Origin of the sequence: Haloferula sp. A504, from assembly GCF_044385805.1 — a bacterium.
In the GTDB taxonomy this organism is placed as follows: Bacteria; Verrucomicrobiota; Verrucomicrobiia; order Verrucomicrobiales; family Akkermansiaceae; genus Haloferula.
Window position 1 is genome coordinate 1 of sequence record NZ_JBISBU010000177.1, and the last position, 788, is coordinate 788.

Genomic DNA, 788 nt, shown 5'->3' on the forward strand with positions numbered 1-788 from the left:
CTGCCGCCGGCGGTTGGAGTACCAAGGCTGTTCCAGTGCTTTCCGTCGCCCGCAGGAGACGAGACGCTGGCTGAGGTCGACCAGTCGATGAGGACAGTGGCAGCATCGGCTCGACTAAAGGCTACGAGTGCGACTACGGCGATGAGAAGTTTGGCGTTTTGCATGAGGCTGGGATGAAGTGGGATGCGAGGGGAGGAGGCATTCGTTCAGCATGGCCGGGATCCGTTATTCGGAACACTACATAAGATCCCTGCCCCTCGAAATGTGACCGAAAATTTGGAGAAAAAGGTGCGAATCGGGATCAGGGTCCATGTGAGGCTCTGCGCTCCCCGCGAACTGTCGATGAATTACTGTGACTCCACCCGGTAAAAGGCCTTGTCCTCGGTGGCGCTGGTGTCTTCCAGCGTTCCGGTGTCAGTGCCGCTGAGGGTGACGGTGTCGACCAGGTTCGGTACTGAGAAATCCAGATCCAGGGACTTGTTGAGGACGTAGGTCACTCCATCAGTGCCTTTGAAGTTGACGGTGGCCGTGCTGCCTGACTTCCCAACCGAGGTCACCACCAAAGGGTTGGTTGCCGGTGCCGGGGTGATGCTCATGGCATTCCATGTGGCGTTGATCGAGCCCGCAAGGCTGTTGTTCGATCTACTGAATTCGAATACAATCACGCCGCTGGCATCCGAGGTCACGCTGAAATCGAGCACCGTTCCGGAGTTGCTCAAGGTGTAGGTCGGGCTGGCGGAGGTGCCGGTGGTCACCGTGATGACACCGTCCTGGCCGTTGCTTGCCCT

1 protein-coding gene is annotated in these 788 nt (G+C 58.4%); it reads right to left on the reverse strand.

All coding sequences use genetic code 11. From position 1 onward, the window contains the following. Nucleotides 1-347 precede the first annotated feature (347 nt). On the reverse strand, nucleotides 348-788 hold a 441-nt coding region (locus ACG2LG_RS24045), incomplete at its 5' end, for a hypothetical protein (protein ID WP_396263429.1).